At 65.6% G+C, this 17,575-nt stretch carries 16 protein-coding genes and 1 tRNA gene; 8 read left to right on the forward strand and 9 right to left on the reverse strand.

What is annotated here, in order from left to right; genetic code table 11:
• Window positions 1-7: 7 nt before the first annotated feature.
• The 5 genes from AC1VVM_RS01870 to AC1VVM_RS01890 form a co-directional block, all read right to left on the reverse strand.
• Window positions 8-913, reverse strand: a complete 906-nt coding sequence (locus AC1VVM_RS01870) for a VOC family protein (protein ID WP_482955697.1) — start codon at window positions 911-913, stop codon at window positions 8-10.
• 23 nt (window positions 914-936) lie between these two features.
• Entirely contained in the window at window positions 937-2,295 is a 1,359-nt protein-coding gene (locus tag AC1VVM_RS01875) for an aromatic ring-hydroxylating oxygenase subunit alpha (protein WP_482955698.1), read from the reverse strand.
• 88 nt (window positions 2,296-2,383) lie between these two features.
• Window positions 2,384-3,616, reverse strand: a complete 1,233-nt coding sequence (locus AC1VVM_RS01880) for an MFS transporter (protein WP_482955699.1) — start codon at window positions 3,614-3,616, stop codon at window positions 2,384-2,386.
• The gene (locus AC1VVM_RS01885) at window positions 3,609-4,022 is read right to left on the reverse strand and encodes an EthD domain-containing protein (protein ID WP_482905015.1); all 414 of its coding nucleotides are present in this window, start codon (window positions 4,020-4,022) and stop codon (window positions 3,609-3,611) included. Before AC1VVM_RS01885 ends, AC1VVM_RS01880 begins: the two co-directional genes overlap by 8 nt.
• 2 nt (window positions 4,023-4,024) lie before the next feature.
• Window positions 4,025-5,635 carry an SMP-30/gluconolactonase/LRE family protein gene (locus tag AC1VVM_RS01890; protein WP_482955700.1) on the reverse strand — a complete coding sequence of 537 codons (1,611 nt, stop codon included), beginning with the start codon at window positions 5,633-5,635 and terminating at the stop codon, window positions 4,025-4,027.
• Between the two features lie 236 nt (window positions 5,636-5,871).
• On the opposite strand from AC1VVM_RS01890, the gene AC1VVM_RS01895 reads away from it, so the two are divergent.
• From AC1VVM_RS01895 to AC1VVM_RS01915, 5 genes are all read left to right on the forward strand, one after another.
• Window positions 5,872-6,798 (forward strand): SDR family NAD(P)-dependent oxidoreductase, encoded by a 927-nt coding sequence (locus AC1VVM_RS01895; RefSeq protein ID WP_482955701.1) that lies wholly within the window; start codon window positions 5,872-5,874, stop codon window positions 6,796-6,798.
• 105 nt (window positions 6,799-6,903) lie between these two features.
• Window positions 6,904-8,739, forward strand: coding sequence for a flavin-containing monooxygenase (locus AC1VVM_RS01900; protein WP_482955702.1), 1,836 nt, complete (start codon window positions 6,904-6,906; stop codon window positions 8,737-8,739).
• 82 nt (window positions 8,740-8,821) lie between these two features.
• Complete coding sequence (locus tag AC1VVM_RS01905) at window positions 8,822-9,394, forward strand: DoxX family protein (protein ID WP_132390340.1); 573 nt, start codon at window positions 8,822-8,824, stop codon at window positions 9,392-9,394.
• A 68-nt stretch (window positions 9,395-9,462) separates the two neighbouring features.
• Complete coding sequence (locus AC1VVM_RS01910; RefSeq protein ID WP_482955703.1) at window positions 9,463-9,954, forward strand: nuclear transport factor 2 family protein; 492 nt, start codon at window positions 9,463-9,465, stop codon at window positions 9,952-9,954.
• A 41-nt stretch (window positions 9,955-9,995) separates the two neighbouring features.
• Window positions 9,996-10,574, forward strand: a complete 579-nt coding sequence (locus AC1VVM_RS01915) for a DNA-3-methyladenine glycosylase I (protein WP_482955704.1) — start codon at window positions 9,996-9,998, stop codon at window positions 10,572-10,574.
• Between the two features lie 11 nt (window positions 10,575-10,585).
• Here the strand turns inward: AC1VVM_RS01915 and AC1VVM_RS01920 are convergent, their stop codons facing one another.
• Entirely contained in the window at window positions 10,586-12,712 is a 2,127-nt protein-coding gene (locus AC1VVM_RS01920) for a transglycosylase domain-containing protein (RefSeq protein WP_482955705.1), read from the reverse strand.
• A gap of 207 nt (window positions 12,713-12,919) precedes the next feature.
• Here AC1VVM_RS01920 and AC1VVM_RS01925 point away from each other — a divergent pair, with 207 nt between their 5' ends.
• On the forward strand, window positions 12,920-13,078 hold the full coding sequence (locus AC1VVM_RS01925; RefSeq protein WP_165912255.1) for a hypothetical protein: 159 nt from the start codon (window positions 12,920-12,922) through the stop codon (window positions 13,076-13,078).
• On the opposite strand, the gene AC1VVM_RS01930 is transcribed toward AC1VVM_RS01925, so the two are convergent.
• The gene (locus AC1VVM_RS01930) at window positions 13,072-13,308 is read right to left on the reverse strand and encodes a hypothetical protein (protein WP_165912254.1); all 237 of its coding nucleotides are present in this window, start codon (window positions 13,306-13,308) and stop codon (window positions 13,072-13,074) included. The genes AC1VVM_RS01925 and AC1VVM_RS01930 overlap by 7 nt on opposite strands.
• Before the next feature lie 274 nt (window positions 13,309-13,582).
• Here AC1VVM_RS01930 and AC1VVM_RS01935 point away from each other — a divergent pair.
• Window positions 13,583-13,658 (forward strand) — tRNA-Val (locus AC1VVM_RS01935).
• A 211-nt stretch (window positions 13,659-13,869) separates the two neighbouring features.
• Window positions 13,870-14,145 carry a hypothetical protein gene (locus AC1VVM_RS01940; protein WP_132390184.1) on the forward strand — a complete coding sequence of 92 codons (276 nt, stop codon included), beginning with the start codon at window positions 13,870-13,872 and terminating at the stop codon, window positions 14,143-14,145.
• 51 nt (window positions 14,146-14,196) lie between these two features.
• Here the strand turns inward: AC1VVM_RS01940 and AC1VVM_RS01945 are convergent, their stop codons facing one another.
• Window positions 14,197-15,618, reverse strand: a complete 1,422-nt coding sequence (locus AC1VVM_RS01945) for an aldehyde dehydrogenase family protein (RefSeq protein ID WP_132390181.1) — start codon at window positions 15,616-15,618, stop codon at window positions 14,197-14,199.
• A gap of 94 nt (window positions 15,619-15,712) precedes the next feature.
• Window positions 15,713-17,488: a thiamine pyrophosphate-binding protein gene (locus tag AC1VVM_RS01950; protein ID WP_482905024.1), complete on the reverse strand. Its 1,776-nt coding sequence runs from the start codon at window positions 17,486-17,488 to the stop codon at window positions 15,713-15,715.
• Window positions 17,489-17,575 lie beyond the last annotated feature (87 nt).

The raw sequence follows: 17,575 nt of genomic DNA on the forward strand, positions 1-17,575 counted from the left end.
CGCCGGATCAGGCCGCCGCGATCAAGGCGCCGAGCCGGGACCCGGCTTTCGGGTAATTCGGAGGCGTCACTTCGGTAAACCAGATCGTCCGTCCATGCGCGGCCTCGGGCGCGATGGCGAAGCGGTCTGCCCGATCACCGATCAGCGGCAGGCCTTTACCTTCCAGATACTGCGCCGTGGCGGCCGCATCGCGGACCTTGAAGACGAGATGGCAGATGCCCTTCACGTCCCGCGCATGATCGGCGATGGCCGAACCTTCCGGCCCTTCGAGCGCCTCCAGCACGGTGTCGCCCATGGCGAAAGCCGCGCAGCGCGCATCAGGCAAGTCGCGCGTGCCGAGTTCCGGCCAGCGAAGCTTTTCAGCGAAGACCGCGCGTGCCTCGGCCAGCGAGGGCGCCGAAAGGCCGATGGCCTGCAAGCCCTCGATCCCGAGCGGATGATCGGTCGCAGGGCGCCACGCCGGATCGCGGCGGGGATCGCCGGGCATATCCTGCGTCACGATCTCCAGCCGCATGCCCAGCGCCTGCCCGCGCGGGACGAGGAAGTAGTAAGCCTCCATCCCCGGATCGTAGTGCCGCTTGAACCCGCGCTCCGCGAACCATGCGTCCGCCTGCGCAAGGTCCGTCACCTTGAGCGCCACGCCGATCCAGCGATTGGCCGCGGCCGAGCGGCGCAACATGTCACCCAGCGGATGGCCATCCTGCGCGCCGCGACCGGCCGGGGCGATGGGGATCAGCATGGTATCGCCGATCATGAGGAGACTCTCCTCCCGGTCGAGACCCATCTTCTCGGTTTCAGGCGTAATCAGGATTTCGTGCGCGGTTTCGGCGCCGAACACCTCGCGGAAGAAGGCGTCGCAGGCCGGGCGCAGGCCATTGTCGGCCAGCGCCCAGCTTACGTGGACGAGCGGCATTCCCTCCACCGCGCGGAAACCGCTCAGTAGGTTTCGGGAGAGCCGGTGCCCATGAACCGGGCGAGGTTCATGTGCAGCGAAGCGACCGACCGCTCCATGTAGGGATTGGGCTGTGCGCCCCGGAAACCGACGTTCTTCATGCCCTGCTGGACCGCCGCCATGTTGGCGAAGTCCTGCTGGAGCACCGGCGGCCAGTCGTTCGGCTGGGTATATTCCCATTCGGTTTCAGGCGCCTGACCCTCGGGCCAGAGTTCGTAGACGGCGGCCTCGAAGATGCACTTGTCCGGGTCGGTGCCATAGGGCCGCGCCTGGTAGCAGAGCATGTTGTTGACCGCGTGGCCGATCTGGAAGTTCGGGAAGATCTGCCAGGCCGTGCCCGCCTGCGCGGTGTGCTGCGGATCGACTTGCGCCCAGACCACGCCGCGCTCCGCATCTTCCTTGCGGGCGGTGCCGATCCAGTAGGCCGAAACTTCGGCGGCCGGGGTACCCTCGGGCAGTTCGTCCTTCAGGCGATTGGCCACGCCGACCAGCGTCATCGTCGTGTTGGTATTGGCATTGGCCCAAGTGAAGTTCTGCATTTCCGCCGTGGTCAGGCGCGGATCCTCACCGGCGCCGAGGCGCAGCTTGCCGGAGTCTTCCTCCTGCCCCTTGGGCGCATCGTAGCCGATGTTGGAGTGCAGGCCCTGATTGCGCGCCCAGCCCCGGAACTGGCCGAATTCCATGAATTCCGGGTGCGTGGTGGAGACGTGGTAGGTCTCGCAGAAGGCCTCCATCGCGACCTTCCAGTTGCATTCGAACACCACCCACTTGCGCCAGCGCGGGCGCATGTTCTGGAGGCCGTAGGGATCGAGCATGCCCGCCGCCGGGTGCAGATACTCGGCCAGCGACATGGATTCGGGGTCGAGATTGATCCAGACCCAGCCGCCCCAAGTATCGACCTTAACGACACCTAAGTCGGCCTGGCCGCCACAGAGGTGGCCCTGCCAGTCTTCCTGATGCTCCATATAGGTGTTCGCGCCGTCGAGCCCGAAGGTCCAGCCGTGATAGCCGCAGATGAAGTTGCGACGGGTGCCGCGCGCGTTGCGCATGCCGGCCGGAGTATCCACCAGCTTGCGGCCGCGATGCGGGCAGACGTTGTGGAAAGCGCGAATCTCGGTTTCGGAAGCGCGGACCACGATCACCGAATCGTCGAGGATGTCGAAGGTGATGAAATCGCCCACTTCGGGGATGTCTTCCAGGCGCCCGGCCTGAAGCCAGACCTTGCGCCACAGCTTGTCGCGCTCTGCCTTGGCGTATTCCGGCGAGATATAGGCCTCGGCCGGAACGCGAACGGGGACGGTCAGGTCCTCGGGAGCCTGCACGATCCTGCCAATTTCACCCATGCCGTTCTCTTCCCATCTTCATCATTCGTATTGGCGTTCATTATCCCATTATTCGCACGCCAGGCCAATCGCCATGGCGCTACCGCCGTCAGGCAGGCGCGAAAACGAGGGTGCGGCGCGGCAGGCTGCCGATGGCAAGGCTGCTGGCGGCCATCATGCCGATGGCCAGCCAGAGGAAGCTCTCGTAGCTGCCCGTCCGGTCGTGAATCAGCGCCGCCACCAGCGGGCCGATCGCCGTGCCGATGGAGAGCGCCGCCAGCACGCCGCCGTAGAGCCCGCCGAAGTTCCTGAGCCCGAAGTGCCGGGTGATCAGATAGACCACCACGTCGATCTCCGCCCCCAAGGTCAACCCGATCAGCCCCGAGGCAAGCGCCAGCGCCAGCAGCGACGTCCCCGAACCGAGCAGCAGCAGGCACCCCGCCACCGGCAGCAGGAACACCGCCGCGCCCACCAGCGAGGCCGGGTAGCGATCGAGCATGACGCCCGTGCCCAGCCGTCCCGCCAGCGAGAACCAGCCGACGAACGAGGCGATGGCCGCCGCCGTCATCGGGTCCGCGCCCCGGTCTCCGAGAATCGACACGAAGTGCACGACGATGGCGATGATCGTGAAGGTGAACAGCAGGCTGGCCGCGAACAGGCGGTGATAGACGCTGGAGCGCAGCCCCTCACCCAGCGAGACACCGGGCAAGTCGCGCTTGGCAGGCGCCGGTTCGTTGCGGCGCCCGCGGTCGTGCGCGCCGCGGAAGAACAGGAAGATCATCGGGAAGGCCAGCAGGAACCACAGCCCGCCGTGCACCGCGAAGGCCATGCGCCAGCCGAAGGTCTTGATCGCCCACGTGCCCAGCAGCGGGAACAGCCCCGCCGCAATGGATGCGCCGCAGAGCGTCACCGCCAGCGCCAGCCCGCGCGACATCTCGAATCGCGAGGCGACCGCGCTGGTCCAGACCGAGGCCTGCACCGGCAGCGAGACCATCGCGATCAGACCCCAGAGCGCATACCAGTGCCCGATGCTCGCCCCCGTGGTCCCGAGCAGCGCAAAGGCCGCCGTCAGCAGCACGAGGCCGATCACACCGAAGCGGCGCGGGCCGAAGCGGTCTACCGCAAGGCCGACGAAAATGCCGCCCACCGCCTGCACCAGAGTCGCGATGGTGAGCCCGAAGGTCACTTCCGTACGGCTCCAGCCCATCGCTTCGGCCACCGGGCCGATATAGGGCCCGATGCCGTAGATGTGGATCACGCTGGTCGCATAGCCGAGCCCAGCCGCCACCGGCACGAGGCCGTAGCGCAACCATTCCTGCCGCGAAGAGAGGGCCTCAGTCACCGTAGCGCAATTCGACAGAGGTCGCCTCGCCGTTGGGCCCCATCGGCGAATCGTATTCGATGCAGGTGCAGACCGGGTTGGCGTGGCTGGCGAAGAGCTTCTCCTCGTCCGCCTTGATCATCGGCTGGCGCGCGGGATCGCTGATGATCGCCTGCGAGCGTTCGAAATCCTCGCGACTGTTCCACCAGATTTCCATCACGCAGTCGAAGCCGGGATCGTGGATCTGGCCGGTGATCGGGTTCTTTTCCGGCACCAGATAGCGCCGCACGTAGCGCACCGCGCCGGGAATGGCCGGCTGCGCGCCCATCTTCTTCGAAAGCTGCGAGTGCTGGTTCTCGTAGTAGTCCATGAACGCGTCCATGGTCATGTCCGGCCGCTTGCGGAAAAAGCAGAGCTGCTTGAGCATGATTACGCCCTCCTGAGCGCCAGCACGGTGCCTTCGAGATCGCCGCAGATCCACACGGTGCCGTCCGGCCCGACGTCGAGCCCGGTCATGTTGCCCATCGGCCCGCACATATGGCCCACGCCGCCCAGCGGCTTGGGATCGGTGCCCTCGGGCGCGCCGACCGGCAGGCCCTGCGCGATCACTTCGCGCGCGCCGCCGGACAGGTCCGACTGCACGACTTCGCGGCGCTTCACGTCGAGCACGGTGATCCGGCCCTCGCGGATCGCCAGACCCTCGGGCCGGACGAGATCCTCGATCACCGCTTCCGCGCGTCCGCCGACCAGCTTGACCACCCGGCCCGCACCGCTTTCCGCAATGTAGACCGTGCCGTCCCCGGCCACTGCGACGCCCTTGGGACGGTCGAGCCCGGAAGCCAGTTCCTCCACTTTGCCGCCTTGGACCGAATGGACCTTGCCGGTGCCATATTCGGCGAAGACCACCGCACCCGATGGGGCAATCGCCACGCCCATCAACTGGTCAAACCCGCTGGCGAGCAGTTCCATCGAGGGGCCGGCGGGGTGGAACTTCGCGACTTCGCCGTTGGCGGTGGTCACGATCATCTCGCCCGCGCCCGCTGCGGCAACACCGCGCGAATATCCGGGGAAGTTCGGGCTGAACAGCATGCCTTCCAGCTTCACCGCCTCCCCGGCGCGCAGCGAGAAGACGAAGCCGCCGTCGGCGATCCAGAGTACGCCGTCCGGGCCCATCGACACGTCGAGCGGCCATTGCAGGCCTTTCTCGATCAGCGGCTTCACCAGCCCGCCCGCCGCCTTGGGCGTGGTGATCTCATGGATCGAGCCGAGAATGTGCGAGATGAACAGCCGGTCGCCGACGAAAGTGCAGTTGTCCAGACCCGCGCCGATATCGGCCAGCACCGTCTTGGCGCCCGTGCGCGGATCGATACGCAGCACTTGTCCGCTGGCGACCTGCGTGGAAACGATCATGCCCTCGGCATCGAACTTCACCGAATCGGGCACGCCGAGATCGCCGCAGACCACTTCGGGCTCGCCGCTGCCGTCGAGATTCACGCGCCAGATCGCGTTGGCGCCCATGACCGGCATGTAGAGCTTGCCGTCCGGGCCCACTTCGAAGGCGTTGGGCATCGGCACATTGTCCGCGATCACGCGCGGCGCGCCGCCGTTGCGATCGAGTTCGAGCACGCGGGCGCCCATTTCGCAGCCCCCCGCGATCAGGCGGCCCTGCGAATAAGTGATCGGGTTGGCGACCGGCAGATCGCCGTAGACGACCGCACTGGTGCCGTTCGGGCGCAGCACCGAAACGCGGCCTTCGGTGATTTCGGTGGCGTAGAGGTTGCCCTCTTCGTCGAAGGCAAGATCGTCAGGCGCGGTGATGCCGCCGCCCATCGGGCTGATCACTTCCACCGCGCCGCTGTCGGGATCGACCGCGCTGATCTGGCTGCCGCCCACTTGGGCCACGTAGATGCGGCCGTCCGCCCCGGTGCGCAGGCCATTGGCGCTGTAGAGGCGCGTCGGCGGCGTCATGCGGTGGAGCATCCAGCCTTCGGCGGGGCGGGCGGAGACGACGCCGTGGTTGCGTCCTGCGGGTTCGAGCATCGTGGAAATATCCTCTCGTCCGGCACGTTTGGCGCCGCTCTTTTCCCTTCGAGCCTATCCAGCGCATCCGATGCAGGCAACGCGATGACCGGCACGCAGCGTTTGCACGGGCGCACTATCGCCACGGCGACGTTGCGGCGGCTTTGTTCGATTGCCCCGCCTCCCCTCGTGCGCATATTCGATCGTCAGACCGAAAAGAGACTGCTCGACCGAGCGCGGGCAACCGGAGAGATTTCATGGAAGAGATGCGCTTTGACGGCCGAGTTGCCGTAATCACCGGAGCCGGACGCGGGCTTGGCCGGGCCTATGCGCTGCTGCTGGCCGCGCGCGGGGCGAAAGTGGTGGTCAACGACCTCGGCGGCGCGATCCGGGGTGATCTCGACGCTCCGGGCGCCGACGTGAGCGTGGCGCAGAGCGTGGTGGACGAGATCGTGGCGGCGGGCGGAGAGGCCATCGCCAACACCGATTCCGTCGGCACCCCCGAAGGCGGCAAGGCCATCGTGCAGGCCGCGCTCGACACCTGGGGCCGGATCGACGTGCTGGTCCATAATGCCGGGAACGTGCGCTACGGATCGATCCGCGAGCTTTCGGCCGGCGACCTGCACGCCGTGCTCGACGTGCACCTGCTCGGCGCATTCCACGTGGTGCAGGCCGCTTTCGGGCCGATGTGCGATGCCGGATACGGGCGCATCGTGCTGACCAGTTCGGTGGGCGGGCTCTACGGCAATCTCAACTGCGTGAATTACGGCATGTCGAAGTCGGCCATGCTCGGCCTCAACAACATCACCGCGCTCGAGGGCGAGGCGCACAACGTGAAGTGCAACGTGATCGTGCCCGGCGCGGTGACGCGCATGGCCGAAGGGCTCGACATTTCGCAGTACCCGCCGATGGACCCCGAACTGGTGGCCCCGGTGGTCGGCTGGCTCTCGCACGAGCAATGCCCGGTGACCGGCGAGATGTTTGCCTCCATGGCGGGCCGCGTGGCGCGCATGTTCGTTGCGGAAACGCAGGGCGTCTACCGACCGGAGTGGAGCATCGAGGACGTGGCTGCCGCTTCCGACGCGTTCCGCGACAAGACCGATGTGCTCGATTTCGGGTTGCACGGCCACGTCGATCATATCGGTTACAGCTTCAAGATGGCGACTGCCGGAGCCGATGCTTGATCGTCGCTTAATGAACAACACTGTTGACAACTAACTGCCTGCTGCGTCAGATTCAGCGGTAACGGGCGACCGGAGCAGAGTCGCCGCCAAGAGGATGCCCATTCGATGGAAATGACCTGCCTCAAGTCAGACGTGCCAAGCCCTGAGGAACTCGATATCCCGGCGCTGAAGGCCAAGTATCGTCAGGAACGTGACAAGCGCATGCGGCGCGAGGGCGGCGAGCAGTACGTGCGGCCGACCGACGACTTTTCCGACAACTACGCCCACGATCCGTTCACCCCGGTGGCCGAGCGCGAGCCGCTGGTTGAGGATATCGACGTCGCCATTCTCGGCGCCGGGTTCTCGGGAATTCTGGCCGGCTATCACCTGCACAAGCAGGGCGTTTCCAATGTGCGCAACATCGATCATGCCGGCGGCTTCGGCGGCGTGTGGTACTGGAACCGCTATCCGGGCGTGCAGTGCGACAACGATGCCTACTGCTATCTGCCGCTGCTGGAAGAAACGGGCTTCATGCCCAGCAAGAAGTTCTCGGACGGCTGGGAAATCCAGCAGTACTGCCAGGACATGGCCGAGCGCTTCGACCTTGCCGACAAGGCGCTGTTCCACACGCTGGTCACCGGCATTCGCTGGGACGAAAGCATCAAGCGTTGGCATGTAACCACCAATCGCGGCGACGACATCCGCGCGCGCTTCGTGGTGATGGCGGGCGGCGTGATGAACATGCCCAAGCTGCCCGGCATCCCCGGCATTCACGACTTCAAGGGCAAGATGTTCCACACCAGCCGGTGGGAGCATGACTATACCGGCGGTTCGTGGACCGCGCCGGAGCTGGAAAAGCTGCGCGACAAGCGCGTGGCCATCGTCGGCACCGGGGCGACCTCGGTGCAGGCGGTGCCTCATCTCGCCAAGTATGCGAAGCACCTCTACGTGCTGCAGCGCACGCCTTCGAACATCGACGAGCGGCCCAATCCGCCGACGAATCCCGAGTGGGCGGCCTCGCTCCAGCCTGGCTGGCAGCAGGAGCGCATGGCGAACTTCCACCGCGCCGCGCAGCAGTTCTTCATCCCCGGCGAGCCCGACCTGATCTGCGACATCTGGACTGAGATCAGCCGCAACCTGGCCATCGAACTGGGCGAGGAAGGCTGGCCCGCGCTCGATCCGCTGGAATTCATGGACCGCCGCGAAGTGGTGGACTTCCAGGTGATGGAACGCCTGCGCCGCCGCGTGGACTCGATCGTCGAGGACAAGGACACGGCGGAGAAGCTGAAGCCCTACTTCCGCTTCATGTGCAAGCGGCCGCTGTCCAACAACGACTACTACCCCGCGTTCAACCAGCCCAACGTCACCCTGATCGACGTGTCCGGCACGCAGGGCGTGGAGCGGATGACCGAGAAGGGCTTCATCGCCGATGGCGTGGAGCACGAGGTTGACCTGATGATCTTCGCCTCCGGCTTCGAAGTGACCAGCGACCTGAAGCGCCGCTGGGGCATCGACACGGTGGAAGGACGCGGCGGCAAGTCGATCTACGACCACTGGACCAACGGCGCGAGCACGTTCCACGGCGTCATCACCGACGAGTTCCCGGCGATGTTCTACATGGGCTACATCCAGGGCGCGACGAACTCCTCCACCACCGAGCAGTTCGGGCGCCAGGCGGAGCACATCGCCTTCATGATCGGTGAGACCAAGCGCCGGGGCGCCGGCACCGTCGCCGCCACGAAGGAAGGCGTCGAAGGCTACTGCGCGCACTGCAAGGAAAACGAAGTCGATATGTCCGGCTTCCAGAACGATTGCACGCCCAGCTACTTCAACAACGAGGGCGACAAGGAGCTGAAGTGGGCCCTGTTCCGCGGCTATCTGCCCGGCTGGGACGCCTTCCGCGATATGCTGGGCGACTGGCGCAAGAGCGAGAAGCTCGAGGGCGTCCAGTTCGAAGACTAAGCGCACAAATCTCAGGGCGGGAACAAACCGCGTTCCCGCCCGCTACTCCCGGCAGGTATAGAGACCTGTCGGGAGAGCAGACATGTCCAAGATCGCCGCCATCATCGGGCGCTTCCTGATCGCCCTCATCTTCATCGTGTCCGGCGCGTCCAAGCTGATGGACGTTTCCGCCACCGAGACCGCGATCGTCGCGGTCGGCCTGCCCGGCGGGCTGGCCATTCCCACCGGACTGTTCGAGCTGATCACCGGGCTCTGCCTTGCGGCGGGCTTCATGGTGCGGCTGGTCTCGGTGCTGCTGATCGGGTTCGTGGCCCTGACGATCCTGTTCTTCCACCACCAGTTCACCGATCCGCTGCAACAGATCATGGCGCTGAAGAACATCGCCATCATCGGCGGGCTCTGCCTGGCCTTCGCGCATAGCCAGATGTGGAGCCACTACTACGCCATCGCGCGCGAGCGGCGCGGCGAACTGGCCGCGCGCGACGCCGATGCCCGCGTGCGCGACGCCGAACTGCGCGCGGCCCGCGCCGAGGCCCGCGCCGACGTGCTGGCCGAAGGCCATGTGACCACCGACCCGGTCCCCGCCGCCGCGCTTTCGGACTACGATCGCGGCGCCATCCCGGTAACCCGTCGGCGCCGTTGGTTCGATTGGTAAAATCGCTTGACGCGCCCCTTCCGCCGAGGAACTTTCAACCTAACGACAATCGGCGGGAGAGGCCGGGAATGACCCACGAAGACGTGCTGGCGCGCGAAGGGATTCGCGATGTGATCGCCCGCTATAACATCGCCGGAGACCGGCTGCGGATCGACGATTTCACGGCCTGTTTCACCCATGACGCCATATTGGAAAGCGACCGCGTTCCCGCCAATCGGGCCTTCCGCTTCGTCGGCCGGGAAGCGATCCGCGAATGGCAGACCCAATGGCTGGACCGCGCCGCGTCCGGCACGCCGGTCCACGAAGCCGACTTCGTCCGCCACCACCTCACCACCCAGCAGATCGATCTGGTAACGCGCGACGACGCCACCGCCCGCACCTACTGGCAGGCCTGGACCCGCATCGGCCCCGACCACGCCGGCTATTATCTGGACGAGTTGCGCCGCGTGAACGGCCACTGGCTGATCGCGCACCGTCGCGTGCGGATGGACTGGGAATCGGAAGCAAGCCTGTTCAAACCCGCGATCGAGCGGAGCACCGGACTGCGCGGCGCGGTATAGGCCTGCCTGTACCGCGCCAACCAGACCGAGATTCGAGCACGATGACCCAACCTCCAAACCAGACCCGCACCCGCTGCACATGGGCCAACGGCGATCCGCTGATGGAGGCCTATCACGACGCCGAATGGGGCGTGCCCGTGCGCGATTCGCGAGAGCTTTGGGAAATGCTGGTGCTGGAGAGCTTTCAGGCCGGCCTGTCGTGGCGCACCATTCTCCACCGCCGCGAGGGATTCCGCCGGGCCTTCGAAGGCTTCGATCCCGCCGTGATCGCAGGATACGGGCCGGACAAAGTCGAGCAACTGATGCAGGACCCAGGCATCATCCGCGCCCGCGCCAAGATCGAGGCGACCATCGGCAATGCCCGCGCCTATCTCCGCATGAAGGCCGAGGGCCGCGACTTTTCGGAATTCGTCTGGTCGTTCGTCGGCGGATCGACCGTCATCAACGACGGCCTTGTGCTGCCAGCGCAGACGGAAGTGTCTCAGGCACTTTCGAAAGCCCTCAAGGCAGAGGGCTTCAAGTTCGTCGGACCGACGATCGTCTACGCCTTCATGCAGGCCGTCGGCATGGTCGACGATCACCATCCGGACTGTTTTCGCCGGGCTGACGCTTCAGCCTGAGGGCCCCGCGTTCAGTTCCCCTTGGGCGGCGTAGCACCCGCCGCCGGTGCCGGAGGCGGTTGGCTGCCCAGCCGCTGGCCGTTGATCTCCAGCCCCTTCTGATCGAGCTTCACTTCCAGCGGCACGCCGTTGATCTGCCCGTTGAGCGTCGCCGCGTCGTTGCCGACATGGACATCGCCGATGTTGACGTCCGGCGAGGGAAGCGCGGTGGGCAGTACCGCCGGGATGTCACCCACATCCGGCACGTCGAGCGGCTGGATCGGCCCGCTCGGGTTCGGGCTGGGCTTCGCGCTGGGCGCCGGAATGCCGCCCTCGCGCAGTGCCTCGCGCATGAAGCCGCGCCAGATCTTGGCCGGGATCGAGCCGCCCGAAACGCCCTTGAGCGGTGAGTTGTCGTCATTGCCGACCCAGACGCCGACGACATAATCGCCCGCATAACCGACGAAGAGCGCATCGCGGTTTTCCTGGCTGGTGCCGGTCTTGCCGAAGTTGGCCGCGCGCAGCTTGGCGCCGCGCCCGGTGCCGTGGTTGACCACCGCGCGCAGCAGCGTCTCGATGCCCTCATGCTCGCTGCTCGACATTGAATGGCGGCCATCGAACAGCCAGTCGAACCAGCCCTCCTCCGGCACCGGGAAAGCGCGCGGTTCGACCGGGAAGCGGTTGGCGGCGACACCGGCATAGGCGGCAGTCAGCTCCATCAGCGTCATCGTCGACGTGCCGAGCGCCAGACTGGGATCGCCCTGCGGCATTGGCGAAGTCACGCCGAGCCGGTGCGCCATGTCGATCACCGCCGTATCGCCCACTTTCTGGAACAGGCGCACGGCCGCCACATTGCTCGAACGCGCGAAGGCATCTTCCAGCGTGATCGTCTGCGAATAGTTTCCGCCGGCGTTCTGCGGGCGGTAATAGCCGGTCTCGATCGGGGTGTTCTCGATCGTGTCCTCGGGCTTCCAGCCCTTGCCCAGCGCGGCGAGGTAGACGAACAGCTTGAACGTCGAACCCGGCTGGCGGCGCGCCTGCGTCACGCGGTTGAACGGCGACTTGGCATAGTCGGTCCCGCCCACCATCGCGACGACTTCGCCGTTCTTGCGCATCGCCACCAGCGCCACTTGCGCCGAGCCAAGGCCCGAACTCTCGATGGCGCGGCGGGCCGCTGCCTGAAGCCGCGAATCGAGCGTGGTGCGGTAGGTCTGCGGCGCGTAGCTCGCCTCGTCGATCATGCGCGCCTGCGGCAGTGCCCAGTCGGCGAAATAGGTGCCGGTGGGCAGTTCGTTCTGCACCCGCACATCAAGCCGGGGCGGACGGATCGCCTTGGCCTGTGCGGGCGTGAGGAAACCGGCCTCGACCATGGCCTGCACCACCACGCGCATGCGGTCCTGCGCGCCTTCGTAATTGCTGGTGGGGGCGAGGCGCGAGGGCGCCTTCATCAGCCCGGCCAGCATCGCCGCCTGCGCGGGGGTCAGGTTCTCCGGCTTGCGGTGGAAGTAGTGCATCGCGGCGGCGCGAAGGCCGTAGGTATTGTCGCCGAAGTAGGCGTTCGAAAGGTAGCGTTCGAGGATCTGGTCCTTGCTCAGCCATGCCTCCAGCCAGAATGCGATCAGCATCTCGCGCGCCTTGCGCGTCAGGCTGCGTTCCGGGCTGAGGAAGGTAAACTTGGCAAGTTGCTGGGTGATCGTGCTGCCGCCCTGCGTGTTGCCGCCGGTCACATTGCTCCACATGGCGCGGGCGATACCGCGCGGGTCGATGCCCCAGTGCGTGTAGAAGCGGCGGTCCTCGATGGCGATGAAGGCCTGCGGCACGTGGATCGGCAGGTTCTTGATCTCCACCGGCGCGGCGACGATCGCGCCGTTGCGCGCAATCGGGGTGCCGTCGGCGGCGAGCAGCGTAATCTGCGGCGGCGAGATAGGCTGGAGCGACTTGGACAGCGGCGCGGTCACCGCCAGCCAGCCGATCAGCAGGAAAAACGCCAGCAGCAGCGCGGCGATCCCGCGCGTAATCCACCACAGGCGCGAACGGCGCCGGGGCGGCACCCGCGAATCCTGCGGCGCGCCAAGGGGCGCTCCCGCAGCGGGAACGGGCTGAAAAGGCAGGGCTTCCGAGGCCGTGGCGGCGGAAGGCAAAGGCTGAAGGTTATCCATCGTCGGGGCGTCGCTATACTTCCTGCAGGCTTCCACGCAAAGCGCCCACCGCACGACTGGCCGCAAGCGCCGAGTTTCGCACCCTTCGGCGCATGCCCAGGCGGCGATGAAGCTGAAATATAATAATTAGTTAACCGGATTGCCGGACATCAACGAAAAGCATATCCACCTGCGTCGCCTAGTGCGCACAACAGGGGATGAGGAAACATGGATCCGCTCAACAAGGGCGGCGCGAGCTGCGCCGAAGACAGCCGTCAAAAGGGCGACCGCGACCTGTTCGTGCTGATCGGGGGCAGTGCATTCCTGTGGGCGATCGTCATCGCCGCCGTCCTTGCCTGCTGTGATGTGTCATCCTGGCTCTACTGAGTGAAAAACACCGCCGCGATGGCTCCAGTTGCTATACGATAAGGCCTGATTACCACCACTACGACGGTTAATTTTCTGTTATCGCAGAGGGCGATAGCGTTACGGAATGCGTCAATCAGCGGTGGGGAAATCAAATGTTGAAGGGTTTTGTCGGGCAGGTTCTCTGCAACGTCGATCGTCACAAGCGTGCCCGAAGCGCCTATTGGAACGGCGTGGAATTCGAAAGCCATTGTGATCGTTGCGGGCACAAGATCCGGCGCGTGCGGCGCAAAGTCTGGCGCCGCGTACGGTCCTGACAACGGGCCACGACAAAGCCCTGCCCCGGTGCGCATCAGTGCCTCTCGCCCGCCAGGGGCGATTTCCGGGGTGAGAATTAGCCAAAATTAGCCAAAACTCCGGTATCGATCTGTTTCACACAGGCCTGCTTTGCTCTGGCCAACGTCGGTGTTGACGCAGCCGGAAAATCGCTTATTGGGCGGGCTCTGCGGCGCATAGAGCGCCTGCGGGCGATTAGCTCAGTTGGTAGAGCATCTCGTTTACACCGAGAGGGTCGGCGGTTCGAGCCCGTCATCGCCCACCATTCCCAAACTTGCGGAATCCAGTCCCTTCGCCATCTTCCGGCGGGCCGGAACCGTGGCTTACCGTCGGTGACGGTCCGTCAACGGCCAGCCGACTGCGCCGCCATTCCCCCCATTACGAATGTGAAATCCGGTCGGCGAAAGCCGCATCACGATTGCATTCCGAGGCGCGTTGGTGTCCGCTGGCAATCTCCACTGGGCATGGATGGTGCGATGACATTTCTCGAACGGACCGCGCGGGCTTTGGCGGCATCTCTGGATGGCCGCGAATGGGAGGCGTTGGACGCCTCACGTCAAAGGCAGTTCAACACGGCCGCACGCGCCGTGCTTGAAACGCTGCATGAACCCGACGAATTCATGATGGAAGCGGGTGCCGAGATCGTTCGCCATGTCGGGCCGGACGAATCGGACGCGGCCTATCGCAACGATGCCGCCAATATCTGGCGCCTCATGGCTTCCGCCACGCTGGCGCAGAACGGGCACGCCTAAAGCAAAAGGGCGCCGCGATGCCGCAGCGCCCTTTCCTGTGTTGCAGTTGGCTCAGGCGGCGTTCCAGCCGACCACCGACTTCACTTCGAGATATTCGGCGAAGCCATGTTCGCCCCACTCGCGGCCGTTGCCGGAGCGCTTGTAGCCGCCGAACGGTGCGTGGAAGTCGAAACCGCCGTTGACCCAGATCGCGCCGGTGCGCATCCGGCGGGAAACGGCGCGGGCGGTGTCGAGGTCTTCGCCCGAGACATAGCCGCCAAGGCCGAAGTTGGAATCGTTGGCGATGGCAACGGCGTGATCCACATCGTCGTAGCCGATGATGACGAGGACGGGTCCGAAGATTTCCTCGCGCGCGATCACCATGTCGTTGGTGCCGACGAAGACGGTGGGCTTGACGTAGTAGCCCTTGTCCAGCCCTTCGGGCTTGCCCGGACCGCCGGCGATCAGCTTGGCGCCTTCCTCGATGCCCTTCTCGATATAGCCCTGGATGATCTCGTACTGGCTCTTCGAGACGACCGGGCCCATCGCGAAGTTGCCCTTGGGATCGCCGACCGTCACGCCGTTCGCGGCCTCGGTGGCGGCGGCAATGGCGTCGTCCATGCGCGCGTTCGGCACCAGCAGGCGCGAGCCGGCCGAGCAGGTCTGGCCGGAATTGCCCATCATGCCCCCGGTGGCGGCGGCGACGTTGGCGGCGAGCGAGGCGTCATCGAGCACGATCCATGCCGACTTGCCGCCGAGTTCGAGACCCACGCGCTTGACCGTATCGGCGGCGTCCTTCTGGATCTGCACGCCCACCGGCTCGGAGCCGGTGAAGGAGATCATGTCCACGTCCTCATGCGTGGAGAGCGCGGTGCCGATCTCGCTGCCCTTGCCCTGCACCATGTTGAACACGCCCGCCGGAACGCCCGCGTCGTGCAGGATTTCGGCCAGGATCTGAGCCGAATACGGCGCGAGTTGCGGCGGCTTGAGGATCATCGTGCAACCGGCGGCGAGCGCCGGGAAGATCTTCACGCACGTCTGGTTCATCGGCCAGTTCCACGGCGTGATCATGCCGCAGACGCCGATGGGCTCCTTGCGGATCAGGGTGACGCCGCGCTGTTCCTCGAACTTGAATTCCTTCAGGACCTCGATCGCGGTGGAGAGGTGGCCCTTGCCGAGCAGCGTGTGGAACCCGCAGGCGAGCGACATCGGCGCGCCCATTTCCTCGCTGACGGCCTCGCCAAGCTCGGCTTCGCGCTTCAAGTATTCGGCCAGGATCGCTTCGAGCAGGTCAAGGCGTTCCTTGGCGCTGGTCTCACCGAACGTGGCGAAGGCGCGGCGGGCGGCGGCTACGGCCTTGTCGACATCGGCGGCGGTGCCGAGCGAGATCGTGCCGGAAACTTCCTCGGTCGCCGGATTGACGACTTGTGCGGTGCGCGGCGCGATGGGGTCGACCCACTGCCCGTCGATGTAGAACTGGGTGTAATTGCGCATCGTTCTCTCCCGTTCCTAAAGCAAAACCGCCCCACACTCGGATCGAGAGGGAGCGATTTCGCTTCAGGTCTGCATTGGTTTTCCGGTGTCCGGCTTACTGGGTGCCCTCAGCGTACCAAGTGCGGAATTCCGAGTAGTTCGGCATTTCTTCCGAGTTCGCGGCCGGGTCGATCGGCACGTGGATCACGGTGCAGCCGCCACGCTCGTAAGCGCGCTTGATGGCCGGGCCGATATCCGCCGCCTTCTCGACATATTCGCCCGCCGCGCCGAAGCCTTCGGCGATCTTGTCAAAGCGGACCTTGTCGGACCAGTGCACGCCGGTTTCCTTGGTGCCCTTGCCGAAGGTGCGCTTGTAGACGCCCACTTCGAGACCCCACTGGAAGTCAACGCCAACCACGATCACCAGCGGCAGGTTCTTGCGCACGGCGACTTCGAGTTCGCCGACGTGGAACAGGAACGAGGAGTCCGAGGTGAGCAGCATGCCCGGACGGACCTTGCCGGTTTCGGCCTGGTCGGCGAGCATGGCGCCGGTCGCATAAGGCAGGCCGGTGCCGATGTGGCCGTAGTTCTGGTTCCAGATCACGTCATGCGGCTTGGCCTGCGAGTAGGTCCACTGGAAGATCACCGTGGCGCCGCCGTCGCGGATCAGGATGCCGTCCTTCGGGAAGGCCTTGGTCGCTTCGGTGACGAACTGGCTGGTGTGCATCTTCGCGGTCGAACCGTCGGGCTTGGACGCGGCGTCCTCGGCCAGTTCGACAAGCTGCTGGGCGTCACGCTCGATGTATTCGGCCAGCGAGGGAGCAGCCTTGCGCGGCGTGTCCTTCAGCGCGCGGACGAGCTGCGGCACGACGGCACGGACGTCACCCACCAGCGGCACGTCGATCGGACGGTTGACGCCAACGGCGGTCGGGTCCTGCTGAACGTAGATCCACTTGCGGTTGGCTTCGTTGTCCACCCAGTGGCGCCAGCGGCCATAGTGGCTCGGCTCGCCCAGCTCGGTGGCCAGCGCCACGCAGCAGTCGCTTTCGACAACGGCGTCGATCGAGGCTTCCGAGAAGCCGTAGGGGAAGGTGCGGTCCTCAAGGCCCTCGATGAACGAAGTGCCGCCCGAGGTCTGGATAACCGGGCACTGCATCAGTTCGGCGAGTTCGCGAACCGCCGCGCCGGACTTCGAGGTGTGGACGCCGTGGCCGACCAGCAGCACCGGGTTCTTGGCGTTGCGAATGATCTCGGCGGCTTCGGCAATGCGATCACCGTCGGCGCCCTGGTTGGTCAGACGGTAGCGGTGCGGCGGCAGAACCGGCGGCAGATCAAGCTCTTCGAGAATGATGTGCGCGGGATATTCGATATAGGCCGGTCCCGGCGTGCCCGACATGGCAACGCGGATCGCCTCGCGGACGATTTCGTCGGTCTGGTCGGCATATTCGATCGAGCTGGAGAACTTCACCGAATCCTCGATCATCGGCTCCTGCCGGACGAACTGGATACGGCCGCGGCGCACGCGGCGCTCGGTGATGCGGGCGCGCTGGCCGCCCATGAAGATCACCGGATCGTTCTCGACCTTGGCGCACTGGATCGCGGGCATCATGTTCGCCATGCCCGGCCCGAGCGTGCCGATGCAGAGTGCCGGCTTGCCGGTGATGCGGGCAGCGGCGGCAGCCATGTGGCCGGCCGAAGCCTCGTGGTGCGGCGAAACGACGGTCCAGCCGCGCGTCTCGGCCTCAAGGAAGAGGTGGACGAAGTTGGGATCGGGAATGCCGAACAGGGTCTTGATGCCCTCGGCCTCGAACAGGTCGAGAATGCGCTTGTAAACCGGGGTGCCCTTGCGCGCCGTAGCGGGCGCTTCGGCTTGCGGCTGGTCGTCGTACATGGTGGTGCCTTTCTTCTCGATCCCAATTTTCGGTGCCGGCAGTTCTCAGGGAACCTGCCTTTCGCAGCGCCCGGCTTGAACAGGTGG

Source organism: Novosphingobium sp. BL-S-33 (assembly GCF_056857025.1).